Consider the following 21,014-nt stretch of genomic DNA (forward strand, 5'->3'; position numbering starts at 1 on the left):
ATGTCGCGTACTTGTTCTTCCGGAATTTGTCTGGAAATGCGTCAAAGGCGCATTTCCAGACCGTCCTTCTGGATTTCGATCTGATTGAATCAGATCACCGCTCTGGATTCCTTGTTTTCCGCGATTTCTTGACCAGCGATCGGTTCCGATCGCTTGAAAATGCGGTATCAAAAGACCAGAGCGTTTCCGCTCATGGTGGAAATGCTCTAGCGGAGCGCCGCGACGCGCACCGGCGCCGGAGTCATTGCCAGTTGCGCTTCGACCTGGGCGTGGATGTCGGCCACCACGGATGCGCGGCAGGCGCGGGCCTTGGCTTCCAGGGCGAGGTGGATGCCAGCCAGCCGGTCACCGCAGACCGCATTGGCCGCCTGCTCCATGCGGATGGCAAGACGCTGTTGTCCCTGCGCGGACGACAGGTCCAGACCCCTCAGGTCCAATATCGCCTGATCCTGCGCAAAGGGATTGTCGGCGGCGCTGGCAATCGCCGGGATGGCGCATGCGACAGCGGCAAGGGCGGCAAGGCCAATCTTCATCATCATCTCCTGTGTCTTGAACCAATGCCGCTCTCCGGCGACTGCGGATCACATAGTTCCGGGAGATGAAACTTTCAATACAAGACTTCAAATCGTTATTTTATTACTGATAGCGAAGTGTTTTATTACTTGGCGTGAACGACCAGCATCGTCAGCCTTTCACTCCGGCCCAACAGGCCTGTTGGCAGGTGGACCTCGCTCTCGCCACCGCCAACGGCAACCGTGATCGTCCGGGCATGGGGAAGCGACCATTGGCGGACAGTATCGACAGGCAGCCGCACCCGCCATTTGCGCGCGCCGTCCACCGATACCGCATGGCCGTTGATCATGACCGGGGCGCCCGCGTCATCGCGACGGCCCGACACCAGCAGGCAACTGCCGGATCGGCAATGGACCAGCCGGGTGCCCGGCTCTTCGGTCGCCAGGGCGGGCGTTGCGGCAGCGGCAAGCATCGCGCCCAGCATCAATTTGCCGAAAGGGGTCATGGCGTTGGCGTCCCTCGCTTCATGGGATGTCGATCCCGGCCTGCTCGAAATAGCGGCGCACCGGCTCCAGCACCGCCGCATGCCGTTTCCACCGCCCGACCGATCCGGTGTAGATCGGCTGTCGCACCTGGGCGGCGCTGGGGGTGGAAACCGGGGCATTATTGCTGTGGAAGGACAGGCAATCCTCCGACCAGTCCAGCCCGCAATGGGCAAGAAGCCGGCGCGTCTCACCCTCCAGATCGGCAACGAGATCCTCGTAGCGCAGCTCGATCAACTGGCCGGGCAGGGCCTGGCGCCACCGGACCATCAGCCGATCGAAGCGGACATGATAAGCGGCGGTATCCAGAAGGTCGTAGCTATAGTCATAATAGGGAGAGCCGACGGCAAACAGGTTCCGGAAATTGCTGAGCACCGTATCCATGGGATCGCGGCGCAGGCAGATGATCCTGGCCGAGGGCAGCGCCCGCGCAATGAAACCGGCGTAGAAGAAATTGCCGGGAAACTTGTCGATGAACCGAAGGGTTGCGTCGCGCCGATGGTGGCTGGCCCGTTCCAGATAGTCGCGCCCGATCGCCGCCATGTCGGCCTGCGCCGCGGCTGCGATCGTTTCCGCATCCATCACCGTGGACGTGCGCGTGCCGCCAGCCTTCTTCACGGCCAGCGGCATGGCCTGCAGTTCGCCCGCGCTTTCGACCTGCGGATGGGAGGAGAGGATGCGGTCGACCAGCGTCGTGCCGGTGCGCGGCATGCCGATGATGAAGATCGGATCGGCCGTGGATGGCCCGATCGCCTGCGGCAGCGGCCAGGCTGCCTCGATCGCGTCGAACAGCGCGGCGTCACGCGCGAAGGCATAGGGCAAGGTCCGGCGATGTTCGGCGTTCGCGACGCAAAGCCGCGCCAGCGCGTCGTCCGGCCGCCCGATGTCCTCCAGCTCCTTCGCCAGCGCATAGCTGAGCAGCAGCCGCCCTCGACCGTCGCCGGTGCCGCCCAGCGTCCGTTCCAGCCGCTCGACATGATTGCATGCCGGCGTCTGCTTGCGGATGCCGGCCAGCAGATGGTGGGCGCGGGCATCGCCGGGCGCGAGGGCGATCAGCGCCTCCAGCGCGGCATCGGCCTCTTCCGCCCGGCCCAGGAAGTTGAGCGTGACGGCCTGATTGTAGCGATAATTGCCGTTCTGCGGCTCCAGCCGGACCGCTTCGTTGAAATGCGCCAGCGCGGCGGCATGGTTCCCCAGCCGGGCATAGACGCAACCGATGGTATCGCGGCTGAACGCATCGGCGGGCGGCGCCGCTTCGGCCTCCCGCAGCGTCGCTGCGGCATCGCCGTCCCGGCGGATCATGATCAGCAGCCTGGCGAGCTGCGCGCGATATTCCCCCCTGGGGTCGATCGCCACCGCCTGATCCAGATGGCGGAGCCCGGCCTGGATGTGCCCGGCATTCGACTCCGCGACGCCAAGCAGGAAATGGCCTTCGGCCTCCGTGGGATTGTTCGCCACCATTGTGGCGGCAATCTGGCGCGTCGCCTGGATGTCGCCCCGCATCAGCGCGTTTCGCGCGGCGCTGACCTGCCGGGCGAACATCGTCGTCATGCCGGTGCCGCGCCTTCCACGGCGTTCTGGACGGCGGCATCGGCCTCGATCTGGCCGTCGGCCATGCTCCCCCGGACCCGCGCCGCGCCCTTGCCGGCCCGGGCCCTGTCGATCAGGGGCTGGAAGGGGAATAGGGTCTGTTCCCAGATCGACAGGCGGCGGCGGTCATCCTGGCCGACCAGCGCGGACTCGCCTTCCCGATAGGTGCCGAAGATGCGGTCCAGCAGGATCAGCGAATTGCCGTAATTGCAGCGCGTGCTTTCATAATCCGTCGAATGGTGCAGGCTGTGGTGGCGGATCGTCGTGAAGAAGAAGGCGTACCAGATCGGCGGATCGGCGCGGACATTGGCGTGGGCGAAGGTGGAGATCACCCCCAGCACGTTGATCGCCGCGAACACGGCGCTGTTGTCGAGGTCGAACAGCGCCACCACGCTCAGGCTGATCAGCACCAGCTCTATGGGGTTGCCCACCGCGCCCTTCGCGGCGTTCAACTGGGTCAGGTGGTGATGCGGGGCATGCGTCAGCCAGAAGGGCGTGCTGTTGTGCATCAACCGATGCATCCAATATTGGCCGAATTCGATCAGGAACACCACCAGCGCCACCTGCAGCAGCCATGGCATGTGCATGGCCCATTCCGTGGTGATGCCCAGCGAAGCCTTGGCCGCCTTGAGCGGATCCTCGGCAAGCTTCGTCGAAACCCAGGATATGACGGTTGCGCTCAGAATATTGTAGAACAGGTCGGTGAAGAATTCCTGCCTGTTCATCCGCCAGCCCGAATGGCGTTCATGGACCAGCTCCAGGAGCAGGACGATGATGGTGATGAGGGGCGACATCACCACGAACGTCCACGGGTGATCCAGCAAGGCCTTCGGACCATAGGCCCAGAACAGCAACACCGCAGCGATCATCGCGGGCGGCATGGAGTTGAAGATCCTGTCCTTCATCGCGCTTCCCGTTCCCCGGCCGTTTCCCGCCCGCTTGCGCCGACAGGCGATTCCGTCGGACAGGCGTGGCTTTCATTCGGATGGGAAGGCTGTGCTGCGCTGCGTCAATCGGGCAGACGCAAAGTTTTGATGCAATGCATAGATCAGATCTATGTCCTGGTCTTTGCCCGCAACCTGCGGATCACCTCGTCCCAGAAAAGCTGCGTGGCCGTGTCGCGGGCGCGTTCGGAACGGGACAGGAGGAAGATGTCGTAGGACGGCTCGGTATCCACATCCAGGATCGGCCACAGCCTTTCGCGCGCCACATCATCCTCGGCCGCCAGCACCGGCAGGAAGCCGATGCCGACACCCTGGACGATCAGCCGCTTCGCCTCGTTGATGTCCTCGGCCAGGCCGTTCACCTTCGTTCCCAGCCGGTATCGGCGGCGCAGATGGGTGATCAACTCGATCTCATCGTCTCCGGTAAGGACGAATCCCTCGTCCCTGAGGTCGTGGAGGCGGTTCAGCCGATATCCGAAATAGGGGCTGTAGCGGGAACAATAGAGCTGCTGGCGCTCCACCAGGAGCGGCTCGTACATCAGGCTGCCGCGAACGCTGCTGTCATAGCCGACGCCGATCTCGACCTCCCCCTGTTCCAGCGCATCGAGCACCTGACGCCAGGGCGACACCCGGATCTCGATGTGGATGGCCGGGTTGCGCCGGTGCAGGCTTGCGATCGCCTCGTCGAATTCCGGCGAAACCAGACCGGATATGATCTGGATGCGAACGATCCCCTCGACCCGCTTGGTCGCCTGGGCGATCTGGTGCGGCATCATCTGCGCCGATTCGAGCATGTCCTCGCAAAGCGCCATCATCGCCTTGCCGGCCGCCGTCATCTCCACGCCGGTCGCCGTGCGGTGGAGCAGCGTGACGCCGACATGATCCTCCAGCCGCTTGAGCGCCGCGCTGATGCTCGGCTGCTGCCGGTTGAGCTGCCGCGCCGCCGCACCGATCCCGCCGGCGCGGACGATGTCGACGAAGGTGCGCATCAGGTTCCAGTCGACACGGCTTGCGAACCTCTTGTCGACTAGGATCGATCGATCACTCATGTTCCGCCTCCTTCGCCAGAATGACGTGGTCATAGATCAAATCAATGGAAATCATCGAATCGTCCCATCTATGCCTATGCCCCGCTTCGCCTAGCGTTGCGCCATGGCTGTCCTTCCCTTTGTCGACATATCCAGGCTGGCAAGCGCTTCCCGCAAGGACAGGCTTGACGTAGCCCGCGCGCTGGACCGCGCCTGCACCGATGCGGGCTTTCTCTATATTGGCGGGGCGCAGTTGGACTGGGCACTGTTTCGCCGCCTTGTCGCGCGGGCCAAGGCGTATTTCGCGCTGGACCATGAGGCGAAGATGGCCAGCTATATCGGCCATTCGCAGAACCACAGCGGCTATGTGCCCGTGGGAGAGGAGCAGTTCGGCACGGGCACCAGCGATCTCAAGGAAGCCTATGACATCAACCGCGACTATCTGCGGCCTGACGATCGCCGGCCGCTGCTGGGCCCGAACAACTGGCCCGAAATGCCCGGATTTCGCGAGGACGTGTCGGCATATTACCGGCACCTGTCGGACATTGGCGGCCAGATTTTCCGCGCCTTCGCGCTGGCGCTGGGGCTGGAGGAGGATCATTTCGACGCGCATCGCCGGAACCCGCCCAGCCAGTTGCGGCTCATCCACTATCCGTTCGATTCCAGCGCGCAGGACAGGCCGGGCATAGGCGCCCATACCGACTATGAATGCTTCACCCTGCTCTTCGCCACGGCGGCGGGCCTGCAGATTCTCGACCGGAACGGCGACTGGGTGGACGTGCCGCTGATGGATGGCGCGATGATCATGAACATTGGCGACATGATGGAGATCCTGTCCAACGGGCGCTATGTCGCGACGACCCATCGCGTGAAGAAAGTGGCGCAGCAGCGCTACTCCTTCCCCTTCTTCCACGCCTGCGACTATGACTATGTCGTGGCCCCGCTGGTGCCGGGCGAAACACCCCGCTATCCGCCGCTCAGGGGTGGTGAACACCTGTTCAACCAGACGGCGCAGACCTTCGCCTATCTCAAGCGCCGGATCGCGAAGGGGGAACTGGTGCTGGCCAACGCCATGCCGCTCGATTCCTTCGGGCGGCGTGCGGGAAAGCCGGGCGCATGAGGCTGGCCGACTTGCCTCATGCGCTGCCCCCGGTGGTTCCGGCCCAGCCGGCCTTTCCGCGCCGCCTGCTGGGGGCTTTCCGGCGCAAGAGCATCACCTTCTGCACCGGCGTGACGGATGAGGCGACCGTGGTCTACTGGTTCCAGTCGCGCAGCTTCACGCTCGACCTGCGGCTGCCCGACGGCGCCGCCACATCGGTGTCCGACCGGCAGGGCTGGGTCGGCGACACGCTGTGGGATGAGGAAAGGCAGCAAATGTCCTGGTCGATCGCCAGAAGCTACCAGCCGCGCAACCAGTGGCCGGAACCGGCGGAGCTGCGCTTCATGGGCAACAGCGTGCTCGAATTCGCCCCATCGGGCGCCTATGTCGAGGATTGGCGGCAACAATCCTTTCGCGGCCCTCTCCTTGGCCTGCGGCTCCTGAGCCTGCATGACGAGGATATGGGGCAGGACCTGCCGATGGACGGCGGGTTGATCATCGCGGGAAACCATGTCGCCTATGCGCAATCCCGATTGCCGCGACTGGACGCGGCCCTGCGCAATGCCACCGGTCTGGACCAGGCGCTGACGGACCGGCTGCTCACGCCGGAAGAGATCGAAAGCTATGAGGTGTCGGTGGCGCTGGATGGCCGGACCATCACGCACAGTACGCAAGGCGGCAGGGTCGGCCGGCAGATCGCGTCGGGGACGTTCGCGCTTCAGCCGGACGGCAGCGTCCTGCTCTCGCGGCGGGTGGGAGGCAGGCGCTGCCGGTTGCGCTTCGCCATCGACATCCACCTGCCTGATTTCACATTCGATCGACAGACGGAGGGCGCGTCCCAGACAGCGGAGTGGATGGAGAAGGAGCGATCCCATCTTTTCCGGCACGCCGCGATCGCATCCTGACCGCCGCCCGATCGCGCTGCGACGGCTGGTCCGGTCGGCGCCGTCGTCAACAACCAGCCGATCATCGGCCTTGCATTTTGTATGAGTATAACGATACCAATTCTCGGCAGCGGCATGGCGACCCATGCCCGGCCAGGAGAGAAGCGCGTGTCCCACCAACTGCCCAGCATCCAACCCACGCGTCGGGGGCTGCTCGGCGGCGCGGGTGCGGCCGCGATCGCCGCCGGCTTCGGCGGCGTGCAGCCATCCTTCGCGGCGCAGGCGGGTGCGGCGGACAGCGTGGCGCGGCCGCCCCGGCTCAAAGCCTTCGACATGGCGGACGTGACCCTGGGGGAGGGGCCGTTCCTCCACGCCCAGCGCATGACGGAGGCCTATCTGCTGCGGCTCCAGCCCGACCGGATGCTGCATAATTTCCGCGCCAATGCGGGGCTGAAGCCAAAGGCGCCGGTCTATGGCGGATGGGAATCGGAACCGACCTGGGCTGACATAAACTGCCACGGCCACACGCTGGGCCATTATCTTTCCGCCTGCGCGCTTGCCTATCGCTCCACGAAGGACCGGCGCTTCAGGCAGCGCGTCGACTATATAGCGGGCGAACTGGCGGCCTGTCAGAAGGCGGCGGGATCGGGGCTGGTCTGTGCCTTTCCCGACGGCCCGGCGCTGGTGGCTGCGCACATCCGCGGGGAAAGGATCACCGGCGTTCCCTGGTACACGCTGCACAAGGTCTATGCGGGCCTTCGCGACGGCGCGCTGCTGGCCGACAGCGCAGCGGCGCGCGACGTGCTGATCCGGCTGGCCGACTGGGGCGTGGCCGCCACCCGCCCGCTTTCCGCCGCGCAGTTCGAAGCGATGCTGGCCACCGAACATGGCGGCATGAACGAAATCTATGCCGACCTTTTCGCCATGACCGGCAGGGAGGAATATCGGCATCTCTCCCGGCGCTTCTCCCACCAGGCGGTGATGGAACCCCTGGCGGAGGGCCGCGACCTGCTGGACGGCATGCACGCCAACACCAATGTGCCCAAGGTCGTCGGCTTCCAGCGCGTCTATGAAGTAACCGGCGATGATCGCTACGCCAGGGCGGCCGCCTTCTTCTTCCGCACGGTCGCCCACACCCGCTCCTTCGCGACGGGCGGCCATGGCGACAATGAACATTTCTTCGCCATGGCGGATTTCGACCGGCACGTCTTCTCGGCCAAGGGATCGGAAACCTGCTGCCAGCACAATATGCTGAAACTGGCGCGGCTGCTCTTCATGCAGGATCCGCAGGCGGATTACGCCGATTATCATGAACGCACGCTCTATAACGGCATCCTCGCCTCGCAGGATCCGGACAGCGGCATGACGACCTATTTCCAGGGCGCGCGGCCCGGCTATATGAAGCTCTACCACACGCCGGAGGACAGCTTCTGGTGCTGCACCGGGACCGGCATGGAAAATCACGTGAAATACCGGGATTCCATCTATTTTCACGATGACCGCGCGCTCTATGTCAATCTGTTCCTGCCATCCTCGGTGCTGTGGCGGGAAAAGGGCGCGGAACTGGTCCAGCGCACCGCCTTCCCCGACGCACCCGTGACCAGCCTGCAATGGAAACTCCGCGCCCCAGCGCAGATCGCGCTGCGCCTGCGCCATCCCCGCTGGAGCCGCACCGCCACGGTGTCGGTCAACGGACAGGAGGTGCTGCGCTCCTCGACGCCCGGCAGCTATGTCGAGGTCGACCGCCTGTGGCAGGACGGCGACCGGGTGGAGCTGCGCCTCGCCATGGAAGCTGTGGTCGAAAGCACACCCGCCGCGCCGGACATCGTCGCCTTCACCTATGGACCGATCGTCCTGGCGGGCGCGCTTGGCAGGCAGGGCCTGGCCCCGGGCGCCGACATCATCGTCAACGAACGCAAATATGGCGAATATAATGGGGGCGCCGTCGCCGTGCCGACCCTTGCCGGCGATCCGAAGGCGCTGGCGCAACAGATCAGGCCCGGCGCAGCCCCGCTGGAATTCACCATCGCGGCGAAGGACGGCACGCCGGTCCGGCTCATCCCCTATCACCGCATCGCGCATGAACGCTATGCGACCTATTGGCGGGTGGAGCCGGCATAGAGCGTCCCCGCCAAGTCCCAAACGGTCAGCCTGTCGTCCACCCTCCGCCCAATGCCCTGAACAGGTCGACCTGCGCGAAGGCCACGGCGCGGTTGGCCGCCGCAAGGTCGCCTTCCGCCGCCGCCAGCGTCCGCTGCGCATCCAGCACGGTCAGAAAGTCGATCTGCCCCTCCCGCTGCCGGGCGAGGCTGATGCGCGCGGCCCTGTCCGCCGCCTCCCGCGCCGCCTTCAACGTATCGCGGCGCTCCAGCGCATGGGCATAGACCGACAGCGCCGTTTCCGTTTCCTCCAGCGCCTGCAGGACTGTCCCGTCAAAGCTCGCCAGCGATCCGTCGGCATCGGCCCTGGCCGCCGCGATCCGGGCGCGATTGGCTTCCTGGTTGGGAAAGGCCCAGTTGATCAGCGGCCCCAGTAGCCAGCGAAAGGGGCCGCCGCCCAGAATATCGCCGCCACCAATGGCCGTCGTGCCGATCGATCCGCCCAGCGTGATGCGCGGATAGAGATCCGCCGTCGCCACGCCGATCCGTGCGGTATCGGCGGCCAGCCTCTGTTCCGCCGCGCGCACGTCCGGCCGGCGGGCCAGCAATGCGCGGCCGTCGCCGACCGGGATGGGCTGGCTGAGGTCGGGCGTCTTCTCCTGGTCGCGGATGGGGGCGGGCAATTGCTGCGGCGCCCGGCCCGTCAGCGTCGCCAGCCGGAACAGCGCGCCGTCCCGGTCCGCGATCAGGCTGGGGATGATCGCCGCCTGCTGGTCGCGCAGCGCCGTCACGCGGATCACGTCCAGCCGGTCCGACCGGCCGACCTCGAACCGGGCGTTGGTGATGCGGATGCTGTTGTCGAGCAGGGCGACCGTGCGCTGCGCCACGGCGATGCGCTCGGCCGAGCTGGTGGCGTCGACATAGGCGCGCACCGTGTCGGCGACCACCGCCACGCGCACGGCGTCGGCATCGGCCGACGCGGCGTTGACGTCGCCCCTGGCCGCCTCGATGCTGCGCTTCACGCGCCCGAACAGATCGACCTCATAGGCGACGTTCATCCCCGCATCGATGGTCCAGTTTTCGCGGTCTGCACCAGGCAGCGTCTGCGCGGCCGACGCCCGGCCATAGCTGGGCGAACCGCTCAACCTCGTCTGCGGCAATCTGTCGGAACGGGCGCCGCGCAACTGGGCGCGGGCCTTTTCCAGCCGGGCGACCGCCACGCGGATGTCGGTGTTGGCCTTCAGCGCATCCTGCACCAGCCCGTCCAGCACCGGATCGCTGTAGAGCCGCCACCAATGGTCGTCGGCCTGCGCCGTGCTGACTGCCGGGCCGGTCGCGCCGATGAACGCGCCCGCAGCGGCGGTGGGTGTTGCCGGGGCCTTGTAGTCCGGCCCCGCGGCGCAGGCCGTCAGGGCGGACGCGCCCAGCAGGAGGGGGAGGAGAGTCTTGATCATCGTGCCGTTCCTTATTCGGCGGGTTGCAGCGCGGCGGGGGCCTGACCCTTGCCCTTGCGGGAAAAGCGGTCGCCCAATGCGCGGCACACGACATAGAAAGTGGGGGTGAAGAGCAGGCCGAACGCCGTCACGCCGGTCATGCCGAAGAAGACCGCCGTACCCAAGGCCTGCCGCAGTTCCGCGCCGGCCCCGCTCGCGATCACCAGCGGCACCGCGCCCAGGATGAAGGCGAAGCTGGTCATCAGGATCGGCCGCAGGCGGGTCTGGGCGGCCTGCACCGCGGCGTCGACGGGTGACAGCCCCTGTTCCTCCTCGGCCTGCTTTGCGAACTCGACCACCAGGATGGCGTTCTTCGCCGCCAGCGCGATCAGCACGACCAGCCCGATCTGCGTCAGGATGTTGTTGTCCATCCCGCGCAGGTTCACGCCCAGCATGGCCGCGAACAGGCACATCGGCACGATCAGGATGATCGACAGCGGCAGGGTCAGGCTTTCATATTGCGCCGCCAGCACCAGGAAGACGAAGAAGACCGCCATGGCGAAGACGATCCCGGCGGTGTTGCCGGCGATCACCTGCTGATAGGCGACGCCTGTCCACTCCCTGCCATAACCGGCGGGAAGGGTGGTGGAGGCGAGCTTCTCCATCGTCGTCAGCGACTGGCCGCTGCTGTAGCCGGGCGCCGTATCGCCGTCGATCTCCACCGCGGGAAGCAGGTTGTAGCGGACCACGCGATAGGGGCCGGTCTTGTCCCTGAAGGTCGAGACCGAACCGATCGGCACCATCTGCCCGCTGTTCGACCGGGTCTTCAGGTTGGCGATGTCCGCCACCGTGTCGCGATGGCCGGCATCGGCCTGCGCCGTGACGCGATAGGTGCGGCCCAGCAGGTTGAAGTCGTTGACGAAGGCCGAACCCAGATAGACCTGCATCGCTTCGAACACGCGTTCCGGCGGTACGCCCAGCAGGTCGGCCTTGCGGCGATCCACATTGGCATAGATGCGGGGCGTGCCGACGTCGAACAGGGTGTAGACCATCTTGAGGCCGGGGGTCTGGTTGGCCTTGGCGATGAAGTCCTGCGCCTGCCTGTTCAGTTCGGCATAGCCATGGTCCTCGCGGTCCTGGATCATCATGCGGAAACCGCCCGGCGGCACCAGGCCGGTGATGGTCGGCGGCGGCAGCAACAGGATGCGGGCCTTGTCATAACCGGCGACTGCCTTGCTCGCCTGCTCCATGATCCCGGCATAGGTGACGCCTTCCGCCTTCCGCTCGGCGAAGGTCTTGAACGGGAAGTAGATGGCGGCGCTGTTGGGCGCCTGCGTCTGGGACGGCCCGTGGAACCCGGCGAACATCACCGCGCCGCGCAGCCCCTTGATGGGCAGGATCCTCGCCGCGACGTCCCGCGTCACCTTGTCGGTGCGCTCCAGCGACGCGCCGGAGGGAAGCTGCACCACCGCCAGGAAATAGCCCTGGTCCTGCGCCGGGATGAAGCCGCCGGGCGTCACCCAGAACAGGGCGATGGTGGCGGCGATCAGCCCCGAATAGGTCAGCAGCATCTTCTTGGGCCGCGCGACGAGGAAGCGGGTAAGCCGCCCATAGCCCGCGCTCAGCCGGTCGAAGCCGCGATTGAAGCGGTCGGCGGCCCGCGCCGCCAGCCGGCGCCAGCGCGGCGCATCGCGCAGGTCATGTCCGTCATGCTTCGACTTCAGCAGCAGCGCGGCCGCCGCCGGAGACAGCGTCAGCGACAGGATCAGCGAAATGATCGTCGCGGTCGAAATGGTGACGGCGAACTGCTTGTAGAAGGCGCCCGAAATGCCGGTGATGAACAGCGTGGGCACGAACACCGCGCACAGGACGAGGACGATGGCGATCAGGGCCGTCGAGACCTCGTCCATGGAGATGCGGGCGGCCTCCAGCGGCGACATGCCCCGCTCGATATTGCGCTCCACATTCTCCACCACGACGATGGCGTCGTCGACGACGATGCCGATGGCCAGCACCAGCCCGAACAGGGAGAGGTTGTTCAGCGAATAGCCCAGGGCGGCCAGGACCGCCGCCGTCCCGATCAGCGAAACCGGAATGGCGATGATCGGGATGACCGCGGCGCGCCAGTTCTGGAGGAAGACCAGGATGACGATGACGACCAGGATCACGGCTTCGAACAGCGTGTGATAGACGGCGTCGATGGACTGGCTGATGAATTCGGTCGGATTGTAGATGACGCTGTATTCCAGCCCCTTGGGGAAGCGCCTGGACAGCTGCTCCATCTCCGCCTTCACCTTCTCCGCCGCGTCCAGCGCGTTGGAGCCGGGACGCTGCATCGCCGCGATGACGACGGTGGGCTTGTTCGACAGATAGGTGTTGATGCCATAATCCTGCGCGCCCAGCTCGACGCGGGCGACGTCGCCCACGCGCACCTGGCGGCCGTCCGCATCGCTGCGGATGACGATGTCGGCAAATTGCTGTGGCTCGGTCAGGCGGCCCTGCATCTCGACGCCAAGCTGGAAGGCTTCACTCCCATGCGAACCGGCGTCATAGGGCGGTTGGCCGATGGCCCCGGCGGACACCTGCACATTCTGGGCGCGCAGGGCCTGCACGATCTCGCCCGCCGTCAGGTTGAGCGCGGCGGCGCGATCGGGGTCGATCCAGATGCGCATGGCATAGTCGCGCGATCCGAAAAGCTGCACATCGCCCACGCCGTCCAGCCGCGCCAGCCGGTCGCGCACCTGCGTCAGCGCATAGTTGGAGATATAATTGCGGTCGAACGTCCCGTCGGGCGACTGCAGGTTGACGACCATCAGGAATTCCGGCGTCGTCTTGCGGGTGACGACGCCCAGCCGCTGCACCTCTTCCGGCAGGCGCGGAATGGCGACGGCGACGCGGTTCTGGACCAGCACCTGCGCGGCGTCCAGGTCGGTGCCGACCTTGAAGGTGACGGTGATCGTGACCTTGCCGTCGCCGGTCGACTGGCTGCTCTGGTAAAGCATGTCGTCGACGCCGTTGATCTCCTGCTCGATCGGCGCGGCAACGGTCGACGCGACGGTTTCGGCGGAGGCGCCGGGATATTGGGCCGAAACCGTGACCGTGGGCGGCACGATGTCGGGATATTGCGAAACGGGCAGGCCGACAAAGGCGAGTCCGCCGATCACGGTGATGACCACCGCGATCACGGCGGCGAAGATCGGCCGGTCGATGAAGAAACGGGAGAGGCGCATCGGACGAATTCCTCGATGGCGTGAAAAGGGGTTTGCGATCCGGGGGGACGGATCGGCTATATTCTCGGTGCCCCTGCGAAGGCAGGAGCACGCTGTTCCGGGGGCTATCGCGCGAAGGTTGCCTGGGCAGCTATCGGCGCGGCGCTATCCGTCGGCGCAACCGGCGCCGGGCTGGCCGTGATGACCACCGGCCTGGTCGCGACCTTCGCGCCGGGCATGGCTGCCTGGATGTTCGACACGATGACCCGGTCGCCGGGCGTCAGCCCCGACCGGATGATGCGCAGCCCGTCGACCACGGGGCCCAGTTCCACCGGCTTGGCCGCGACGCTGTCGTCCCGCCCGACCACCAGCACGGTCTTGCGCGCCTGATCGGATTGGATGGCCTCGTCAGGCACCAGCAGGGCATTGACCTTGCCGCCATTGGCCAGCCGCATATTGCCGAACATCCCCGGCGTCAGGAACATGTCCGCATTGTCGAACACGGCGCGCACCCGGATCGTCCCCGAACGCGGGTCCAGCCCATTGTCGGTGAAGTCGAGCCGGCCCTTGTGCCGGTAGTCGGCTTCGTCCTGCAACCGGACCTCGACCGCGCCGCCCGCGCCCTTGTCACGCTGCGACTTCAGGTACAGCGCCTCCGACGCGTCGAAGTTGAAGTAGATGGGGTCCAGCTTGTTGACCGTCGTCAGCAGCGTCGCGCCGGTGCCTTCGCCCGCCGAGACCAGATTGCCGATATCCACCCGCCGGTCCGAAACGCGCCCCGAAATCGGCGCGCGGACCTGCGTGAACTCGACGTCCAGCGCCCGCTGCCGCTCGCGTGCCTGCGCGCCCGCCAGCGCGGCCTGCGCCGCCTGCAGGCGGGACCTCAGCGAATCCACCTCGCTGGCCGAAACCGCCTCGTCCCCGGTCAGGCGCTGGACGCGGCTATAGTCATTCTGCGCCAGCAGCAGCGCGCTGCGGGCGCTGGCGGTGCTGGCCTTCGCTTCCGCCAGGGCCGCCAGGAAGGGCCGCTGGTCGATGGTGAAGAGCAGTTGCCCGGCCTTCACATAGTCGCCGTCCCTGAAATGAATGGCCGTCACCGACCCCGAGACGCGCGGGCGGATCTCCACCGTCTGGCTGGGGGCGAAGCGACCGACATATTCGTCCCATTGCGTCACCGCGCGGGTCAGCGGGGCGGATATGCCCACGGTGACCAGCGGGGTGGCGGCGGCCTGCGCCTCCGGCCTGTCGAGCAGCTTCCACGTCACGCCCCCGACCAGGGCCAGCGCGATGACGCCCAGCGAAACATGACGCTTTCGCCAGCGGACAAGGGGGCTTGCCGACCGGGTGTCGATGTCGATGGGGCTGTGCATGTTCATAGTGTCAACTCCGGGAACCTTGGGGCGGCAGGCGCCCTGATCAAAAGGCGGCGCGTCTTTGCGCGCTGATATTGGCGAGCAGCGTCTCAAGCTGGCCTTCGCTGAAGCCAGCCTTGAGAAACGCCTTCAGGAAGGACGGGCGCACCGTATAGCCGCGATGCCAGGCGTCGACCGCCAGGCGGCGCAGGCTTTCCAGCCGCCCGTTGGCAAGGCGCGGATTGGCCCGCTCTCCGAATATCCAGCTTATCAGCCGGTCCCAACGGTTCGGCGCGCGCAGCGACGCCAGCCCGTCCCGCCGTGCAAGCTGGATGATCTGCCATTCGACGGGCGCGAAACCGGCATTCGGCGCCGCTGCCGCACCGATCGTCCCGCCATCTTCGCCAAGCGTGGCAAGTTGCAGAAATGCCATGGCAATTCCCCTGTAAAGGACGCAAGGGCGGGATGTCCGGGCCGACAAGTCGTCGTCCGCTGCAAGCCATCCCGGCCGAACGTGGAAAAAACCTCTCCGCCGCGCGACCGTCGGGCCACGCGTCGAAGGATGAAATGATGGTCAGGTCGCGCTGCCCCGGTGGGCTGCACGCGTCAGGTCGTCAGCGACGACAGAGTTTCAGAAATGTCCGCATCCTATGACCCCTTTGCGGTGGCAGGTCCATTCAATACTGAATGGTATATAATGTACTGCAGCAGCAGGGTCAAGGGACTTTTATACCGATTGGTAATTTTTCGGTATCTAATTCCGAAAGGCTTGCTTTTCCGTCACTTGCCTGGCCAGACGGCCAGGGTCGTCTCCACAAGCTGCTCCAGCAGCTCCCGCGACATTCCGGCGCTGGCATGCACGGCCATGCCCTGCATCACGGCGGTCAGATAGGTGGCCAGCGCCTGCGGCTCGATCGTCTCGGGGAAGTCGCCTTCCTCGCGCGCCCGTTCCAGCCGGGCGACCAGGGCCGCGTCGGATGAGGCGCGCCGCGCAATGACCTCGTCGCGGATCGACTCGGCCTGGGTGGCGCAGGCGACCGCGCTGATCACGCCCAGGCAGCCATGCGGATCGGTCGCCCCGGTCTGGATCGCCAGCGAACCGCGCAGCAGCCGCTCGACCACGCCCTTCGCCGTGGGTTCATCCAGCGCCGACCTGATGTAGCACAGCTTGTCGCGCTCATAGAGGTCGAGCGCCTTGCGGAACAGCGACTCCTTGTTGCCGAAACAGGCGTAGAGGCTGGGCTTGGTGATGCCCATCGCCTCGGTCAGCTCGGCCATGGACGCGCCTTCATAGCCGCGCCGCCAGAAAACGGTGAGCGCAGCGCTAAGCGCCTGTTCGGGATCGAACTCCCTCGGCCTTCCCCTCGTTGTCTGAGTCTGTGTTTCCATACCGAGCGGTATATAGTGCGGATGGCGCCCATCGTCCAGACCCGGCTTCTACCGCGCGCCACTTTGTCCTATCAGCCGGAAAACAGCGAGTAAAACGCATGCAGACCCGTCTCCTTCAATATTTCCTGGCTCTGGAGAGGGAGGGGCATTTCGCGCGGGCGGCGGCCGCATGCCATGTGTCGCAACCCACGCTTTCCGCCGGCATTTCCGCGCTGGAGGCGCAACTGGGCAAAAGGCTGATCCTGCGCAACCGCCGCTATGCGGGCCTGACGGAGGAAGGCCGGGCGATCCTCCCCTGGGCGCAGCAGCTTGTCGCGGCGACCGACAATCTGATGCAGGCGGCCGCCGTCGCCAAGGGGCCGTTGCAGGGCGAATTGCGGCTGGGCGCGATCCCCGCGGCGATGCCGGCCGTCGGCCCGCTGGTCGAGTCGCTGCTGGAACGGCATCCCGGCCTCAACATCTCGGTGCGTGCGCTGACCTCGCGCCAGATCGAGCGGGAACTGTCCGCCTTCGAACTGGATGCGGGCCTCACCTATCTGGATTTCGAGCCGCCCTCCCACATGCTGGCCGCCCCGCTTTATGTCGAACGCTACATGCTCGTGGCGGCGCGGGGCGTGCTGGATGAAAAGCGTCCGCCCGAATGGGAGGATGTGGCCGCCCTGCCGTTGTGCCTGCTGCACCAGGGCATGCAGAACCGGCGCATATTGGACGCGCGCCTGGGCGAGCGGGGCCTCGCGCTGCGTCCGGTGGTGACGGCGGACAGTTATGTCGCCCTGTTCGCGCTGGTCCGGCAGGGGCGGCTCTGCTCGATCGTGCCCGACAGCCATGCGATGCTGCTGGACGGGCTGGACTGGGTACGCACCTTCGCCCTGCCCGACGCGGAGGACGGCAGCCGCATCGGCGTGATCGTCTCGGACCGTGCGCCGCTGGGGCCGCTAGCCCAGGCGGTACTGGCCGTGGCGCGGGACATTTCGGGGCGGATCGACGGGATTTAAGGAGCATCTCCCCCTCCGCTCCTCATCCCGCATCACCCAGCACGATCGCATCGATCCGCCGCAACATGGCGACGAACGTCTCCACTTCCTCCGCGCTGAAATGCGAAAAAACCCGGCCTTCCAGTTCCAGCGCCTTGGGGGCGATGGCGTCATGCAGACGCTGCCCTTCCTCCGTCAGCGCCAGCAGATGCGATCGCCGGTCCTGCGCATGGGGCAGGCGCTGGACAATCCCGCGTTCGGTGAGCGCGATGGCGGCCCGGCTGACCGTCACCTTGTCCATGCGGCTCTGCGCGCAGATCTGCTGCTGCGTGATCGTCCCCCGCTCCGCCACCCAGGCGATGACACGCCATTCGGCGATGCTGATGCCGAACAGCCGTTCATAGCTTTGCGCGATGCTGTCGCTCAGCAACGCCGCCGTGAAGGACAGGCGATAGGGGATGAAATCGTCAAGGCGCAGCGTTTTCCCGGTCATTGCCATCTGGTAACATTTGATACTTCCCTGGCAAAGCGCTATGATGGTAACAATTGATACCAGATAGCGGCCGGGGAATCGGCCAGGAGTTCGGTCAAGTGAGGCAGGATGGGATGGCACGGAACGCCGGGCAGGACGCCGCCGGCATGACAGGCATGATGCCCGGCTTCGGCAATCATTTCGCGACGGAGGCCGTGCCCGGCGCGCTGCCGGTGGGCCGCAACTCGCCGCAACATGCGCCCTATGGCCTTTTTACCGAGCAATTTTCGGGCACCGCCTTCACCGCCCCGCGCGGCGAGAACCGGCGAAGCTGGCTCTACCGCCTGCGGCCGGCGGCCAACCATCCGCCCTATCGGCCCTATGCCCGCGATACGCTGCTGCGCAGCGGCCCCTTCGATGAAGTGCCGCCCACGCCCAACCGCCTGCGCTGGGATCCGATGCCGCTGCCCGGACATCCGGTCGATTTCCTCGACGGGCTGGTCAGCTATTGCGGCGCGGGTGATCCGGCGGCGGGCGAGGGGCTGGCCGTCCATCTCTACGCCGCCAACCGCCCGATGGAAAAGCGCGCCTTCACCAATGCCGACGGCGAAATGCTGATCGTGCCGCAGCAGGGCAGGCTGCGCCTCACCACCGAATTGGGCGTGATGGAGGTCGCGCCGGAACAGGTCGCGCTGATCCCCCGTGGCGTCCGGTTCAGCGTGGACCTGCCCGACGGGACGGCGCGCGGCTATGTCTGCGAAAATTACGGGGCCTTGTTCCGCCTGCCCGATCTCGGCCCGATCGGCGCCAACGGCCTTGCCAATGCCCGCGATTTCGAAACGCCCGTCGCCTGCTATGAGGATGACGATACCCCTCATGAAATCGTCCAGAAATACGGCGGAAGCCTGTGGGTCACGACGCAGGACCATTCTCCCTTCGACGTGGTGGCCTGGCACGGCAATCTCGCCCCCTGCCGCTACGATCTGCGGCGGTTCAACACGATGAACACGGTCAGCTACGACCATCCCGATCCGTCGATCTTCACCGTGCTGACCTCCCCCAGCGATCGCGCCGGAACCGCCAATTGCGACTTCGTGATCTTCCCGCCGCGCTGGATGGTGGCAGAGGATACATTCCGCCCGCCATGGTTTCACCGCAATGTGATGAGCGAGTTCATGGGGCTGGTCCACGGCGCCTATGATGCGAAGGCGGGCGGTTTCGCGCCCGGCGGCGCCTCGCTGCACAATTGCATGGCCGGGCATGGCCCGGACAGGGCCAGCTATGAAGGCGCGCTCGCCGCGCAGTTGAAGCCGCACCGGATCAGCGACACCATGGCCTTCATGTTCGAAAGCCGCTTCCCTTTCCGCCCGACCCGTTTCGCGATGGAAACGCCCCTCGGTCAACTGGATTATGACGATTGCTGGTCTGGCTTTGCCAAGGCGCAACTGCCGCAGGGGGATGGTTCGACAGAAGAGGAGGGGGCATGAGCTTTCCGCAGATCGATGAAACCCATGACCCTGCCCGGTCGAGCTGGGTGGAGGGGGCCAATGGCCATACCGACTTCCCGGTGCAGAACCTGCCCTACGGCATTTTCTCGCCCCCCGGCGGGGAAGCGCGGGCGGGCGTCGCGATAGGGGACCGGATATTCGACCTGCGTGTCGCTGCGGAGGCGGGCCTGCTTCCCGCCTCGGCCGCCGCCGTGCTGGGCGGAACCACCCTCAACGCCCTGATGGCGCTCCCGGCGGCGGACCGGCTGGCGCTGCGTCGCTGGTTGAGCGCGCTTTTCAGCGATGAGGAACAGCGGCAGGCGGTCGAACCCCTGCTGCACCGGGCGACGGATTGCGCGCTGCATCTGCCCGCCGCGATCGGCGACTATACCGATTTCTATGTCGGCATTCACCACGCGACCAATATCGGCAGGCTGTTCCGTCCCGACAATCCCTTGCTGCCCAATTATAAATATGTGCCGATCGGCTATCATGGACGGGCATCCTCCATCCGCCCGTCCGGCGTGCCGGTGATCCGCCCCCAGGGCCAGCGCAAGGCCCCCGATGCCGAAGTGCCCGTCGTCGGACCCAGCCAAAGGCTGGACTATGAACTGGAACTGGGCATCTGGATCGGCGCCGGGAATGCGCTGGGCGAAACCGTGCCGATCGCCGAGGCGGCGGACCATATTGCCGGCTTCTGCCTGCTCAACGACTGGTCGGCGCGCGACTTCCAGGCCTGGGAATATGTGCCGCTGGGCCCGTTCCTTGCCAAGAATTTCCACTCGACCATCTCCCCCTGGGTGGTGACGGCGGAGGCGATGGCCCCCTTCCGCATCGCCCAGCCTCCCCGGCCGCAGGGCGATCCCCGGCCCTTGCCCTATTTGTGGGACGAAGCCGATCAGGCCGGCGGCGCGCTGGCCCTCGACCTGGAGGTCCATCTGTCGAGCGCAAGGATGCGGGCGGCCGGCATGGCGCCGATGCGCCTTTCGCGCGGGCCTGCCTCGTGGATGTACTGGACCGCGCAGCAGATCGTCGCCCACCACGCCTCCAACGGCTGCAATCTCAATCCCGGCGACCTGCTGGGCACGGGCACGCTCTCCGGCCCGACCCCGGACAGCTATGGTAGCCTCATGGAACTGACCGAAGGCGGCAAGGTGCGGATCACCCTGCCGACCGGCGAGGAACGCGCCTTCCTGGAGGATGGCGACGAACTGGCGCTGACCGCGGTGGCGCGGGCGCCGGGCCATATATCCATCGGCTTTGGCGAATGCCGCGCCCTGGTCGGGCCTGCGCGATGAGCGCGCTGACGCTCCATGGCTATTGGCGGTCCAGCGCCGCCTATCGCGTGCGGATCGCGCTCAACCTGAAGGCCCTGGCCTATGACCAGGTGGCCCATGACCTGCGCGTCGGCGCCCAGCGGGATGCGGGCTATCAGGCGCTGTCGCCCCAGGGGCTGGTCCCGGTGATCGAGGCGGACGGCCTCATCCTCGCGCAGAGCCCGGCGATATTGGAATGGATCGAGGAACGCTGGCCCCGGCCGCCCCTGCTGCCGTCCGACCGGGACCAGCGGGCGATCGTGCGCTCCATGGCGGCGCTGATCGGCTGCGACATCCATCCCCTCAACAATCTGCGCGTGCTGAAGGCCCTCAAGGCCGATCTCGGCGGGGATCAGGGCGCGATCGACAGGTGGATGGCCCGCTGGATTACCGAGGGTTTCGCCGCGCTGGAAATATGGGTGGCGCGCCACGGCCGGGGTTTCGCATTTGGCGACCGGCCGGGACTGGCGGACTGCTATCTGGTGCCGCAGCTCTATTCGGCGGAGCGGTTCAAGGTCGACCTGTCGCCCTTTCCCGCGCTCGTCGCGGCAGGAGAGAAGGCGCGGGCCTTAGCCCCGTTCGCGGCCGCCCATCCCTCGGTCCAGCCCGATGCCGATCCATGAGCACCCTTCCAGGAGTTTGATAGATAATTTCTATCAAACATGATCCTCTTCAATTTGACG

General features: G+C 66.1%; 18 protein-coding genes. 7 read left to right on the forward strand and 11 right to left on the reverse strand.

Features of this window, described 5'->3' with window-relative positions:
* Window positions 1-206: 206 nt before the first annotated feature.
* From MRBLMC3_RS13600 to MRBLMC3_RS13620, 5 genes are all read right to left on the reverse strand, one after another.
* Window positions 207-539: a UrcA family protein gene (locus tag MRBLMC3_RS13600; protein WP_363737402.1), complete on the reverse strand. Its 333-nt coding sequence runs from the start codon at window positions 537-539 to the stop codon at window positions 207-209.
* Window positions 540-658: 119 nt separating this feature from the next.
* Window positions 659-1,018, reverse strand: coding sequence for a hypothetical protein (locus MRBLMC3_RS13605; protein ID WP_363829627.1), 360 nt, complete (start codon window positions 1,016-1,018; stop codon window positions 659-661).
* 19 nt (window positions 1,019-1,037) lie between these two features.
* The gene (locus MRBLMC3_RS13610) at window positions 1,038-2,606 is read right to left on the reverse strand and encodes a tetratricopeptide repeat-containing sulfotransferase family protein (protein ID WP_363829629.1); all 1,569 of its coding nucleotides are present in this window, start codon (window positions 2,604-2,606) and stop codon (window positions 1,038-1,040) included.
* Window positions 2,603-3,550, reverse strand: a complete 948-nt coding sequence (locus MRBLMC3_RS13615; protein WP_363737399.1) for a sterol desaturase family protein — start codon at window positions 3,548-3,550, stop codon at window positions 2,603-2,605. Before MRBLMC3_RS13615 ends, MRBLMC3_RS13610 begins: the two co-directional genes overlap by 4 nt.
* A gap of 149 nt (window positions 3,551-3,699) precedes the next feature.
* Window positions 3,700-4,638 carry a LysR family transcriptional regulator gene (locus MRBLMC3_RS13620; RefSeq protein ID WP_363829632.1) on the reverse strand — a complete coding sequence of 313 codons (939 nt, stop codon included), beginning with the start codon at window positions 4,636-4,638 and terminating at the stop codon, window positions 3,700-3,702.
* 103 nt (window positions 4,639-4,741) lie between these two features.
* Between MRBLMC3_RS13620 and MRBLMC3_RS13625 the strand changes: the two genes are divergently transcribed.
* The 3 genes from MRBLMC3_RS13625 (at window position 4,742) to MRBLMC3_RS13635 (ending at window position 8,721) form a co-directional block, all read left to right on the forward strand.
* The gene (locus MRBLMC3_RS13625) at window positions 4,742-5,737 is read left to right on the forward strand and encodes an isopenicillin N synthase family dioxygenase (RefSeq protein WP_363829634.1); all 996 of its coding nucleotides are present in this window, start codon (window positions 4,742-4,744) and stop codon (window positions 5,735-5,737) included.
* Window positions 5,734-6,621: a hypothetical protein gene (locus MRBLMC3_RS13630; protein ID WP_363829636.1), complete on the forward strand. Its 888-nt coding sequence runs from the start codon at window positions 5,734-5,736 to the stop codon at window positions 6,619-6,621. Before MRBLMC3_RS13625 ends, MRBLMC3_RS13630 begins: the two co-directional genes overlap by 4 nt.
* A 312-nt stretch (window positions 6,622-6,933) precedes the next feature.
* Entirely contained in the window at window positions 6,934-8,721 is a 1,788-nt protein-coding gene (locus tag MRBLMC3_RS13635) for a glycoside hydrolase family 127 protein (RefSeq protein ID WP_363830430.1), read from the forward strand.
* Between the two features lie 25 nt (window positions 8,722-8,746).
* On the opposite strand, the gene MRBLMC3_RS13640 is transcribed toward MRBLMC3_RS13635, so the two are convergent.
* The 5 genes from MRBLMC3_RS13640 to MRBLMC3_RS13660 form a co-directional block, all read right to left on the reverse strand.
* A complete protein-coding gene (locus MRBLMC3_RS13640; protein WP_363829638.1) occupies window positions 8,747-10,153 on the reverse strand; it encodes a TolC family protein in 1,407 nt (468 codons plus the stop codon).
* An 11-nt stretch (window positions 10,154-10,164) separates the two neighbouring features.
* Window positions 10,165-13,362, reverse strand: coding sequence for an efflux RND transporter permease subunit (locus MRBLMC3_RS13645; RefSeq protein ID WP_363829641.1), 3,198 nt, complete (start codon window positions 13,360-13,362; stop codon window positions 10,165-10,167).
* Between the two features lie 104 nt (window positions 13,363-13,466).
* A complete protein-coding gene (locus tag MRBLMC3_RS13650; RefSeq protein ID WP_363737393.1) occupies window positions 13,467-14,717 on the reverse strand; it encodes an efflux RND transporter periplasmic adaptor subunit in 1,251 nt (416 codons plus the stop codon).
* Between the two features lie 40 nt (window positions 14,718-14,757).
* Window positions 14,758-15,126: a hypothetical protein gene (locus MRBLMC3_RS13655; RefSeq protein ID WP_363755816.1), complete on the reverse strand. Its 369-nt coding sequence runs from the start codon at window positions 15,124-15,126 to the stop codon at window positions 14,758-14,760.
* Window positions 15,127-15,473: 347 nt separating this feature from the next.
* Window positions 15,474-16,082 (reverse strand): TetR/AcrR family transcriptional regulator, encoded by a 609-nt coding sequence (locus tag MRBLMC3_RS13660; protein WP_363829643.1) that lies wholly within the window; start codon window positions 16,080-16,082, stop codon window positions 15,474-15,476.
* A 98-nt stretch (window positions 16,083-16,180) separates the two neighbouring features.
* Between MRBLMC3_RS13660 and MRBLMC3_RS13665 the strand changes: the two genes are divergently transcribed.
* Window positions 16,181-17,077, forward strand: coding sequence for a LysR family transcriptional regulator (locus MRBLMC3_RS13665; RefSeq protein ID WP_363829645.1), 897 nt, complete (start codon window positions 16,181-16,183; stop codon window positions 17,075-17,077).
* A 22-nt stretch (window positions 17,078-17,099) separates the two neighbouring features.
* On the opposite strand, the gene MRBLMC3_RS13670 is transcribed toward MRBLMC3_RS13665, so the two are convergent.
* Window positions 17,100-17,549 (reverse strand): MarR family winged helix-turn-helix transcriptional regulator, encoded by a 450-nt coding sequence (locus tag MRBLMC3_RS13670; protein ID WP_363829647.1) that lies wholly within the window; start codon window positions 17,547-17,549, stop codon window positions 17,100-17,102.
* Between the two features lie 158 nt (window positions 17,550-17,707).
* Here MRBLMC3_RS13670 and hmgA point away from each other — a divergent pair, with 158 nt between their 5' ends.
* The 3 genes from hmgA to maiA are packed head-to-tail and all read left to right on the forward strand — an operon-like array spanning window position 17,708 to window position 20,954.
* Window positions 17,708-19,015 carry a homogentisate 1,2-dioxygenase gene (gene hmgA / locus MRBLMC3_RS13675; protein ID WP_363830432.1) on the forward strand — a complete coding sequence of 436 codons (1,308 nt, stop codon included), beginning with the start codon at window positions 17,708-17,710 and terminating at the stop codon, window positions 19,013-19,015.
* Window positions 19,012-20,313 (forward strand): fumarylacetoacetase, encoded by a 1,302-nt coding sequence (gene fahA, locus MRBLMC3_RS13680; protein ID WP_363829649.1) that lies wholly within the window; start codon window positions 19,012-19,014, stop codon window positions 20,311-20,313. The genes hmgA and fahA overlap by 4 nt, the downstream gene beginning before the upstream one ends.
* A complete protein-coding gene (gene maiA, locus MRBLMC3_RS13685; RefSeq protein WP_363829650.1) occupies window positions 20,310-20,954 on the forward strand; it encodes a maleylacetoacetate isomerase in 645 nt (214 codons plus the stop codon). Before fahA ends, maiA begins: the two co-directional genes overlap by 4 nt.
* The last annotated feature ends 60 nt before the right edge of the window (window positions 20,955-21,014 follow it).

The organism is Sphingobium sp. LMC3-1-1.1, from assembly GCF_040676285.1.
Lineage (GTDB): Bacteria > Pseudomonadota > Alphaproteobacteria > Sphingomonadales > Sphingomonadaceae > Sphingobium.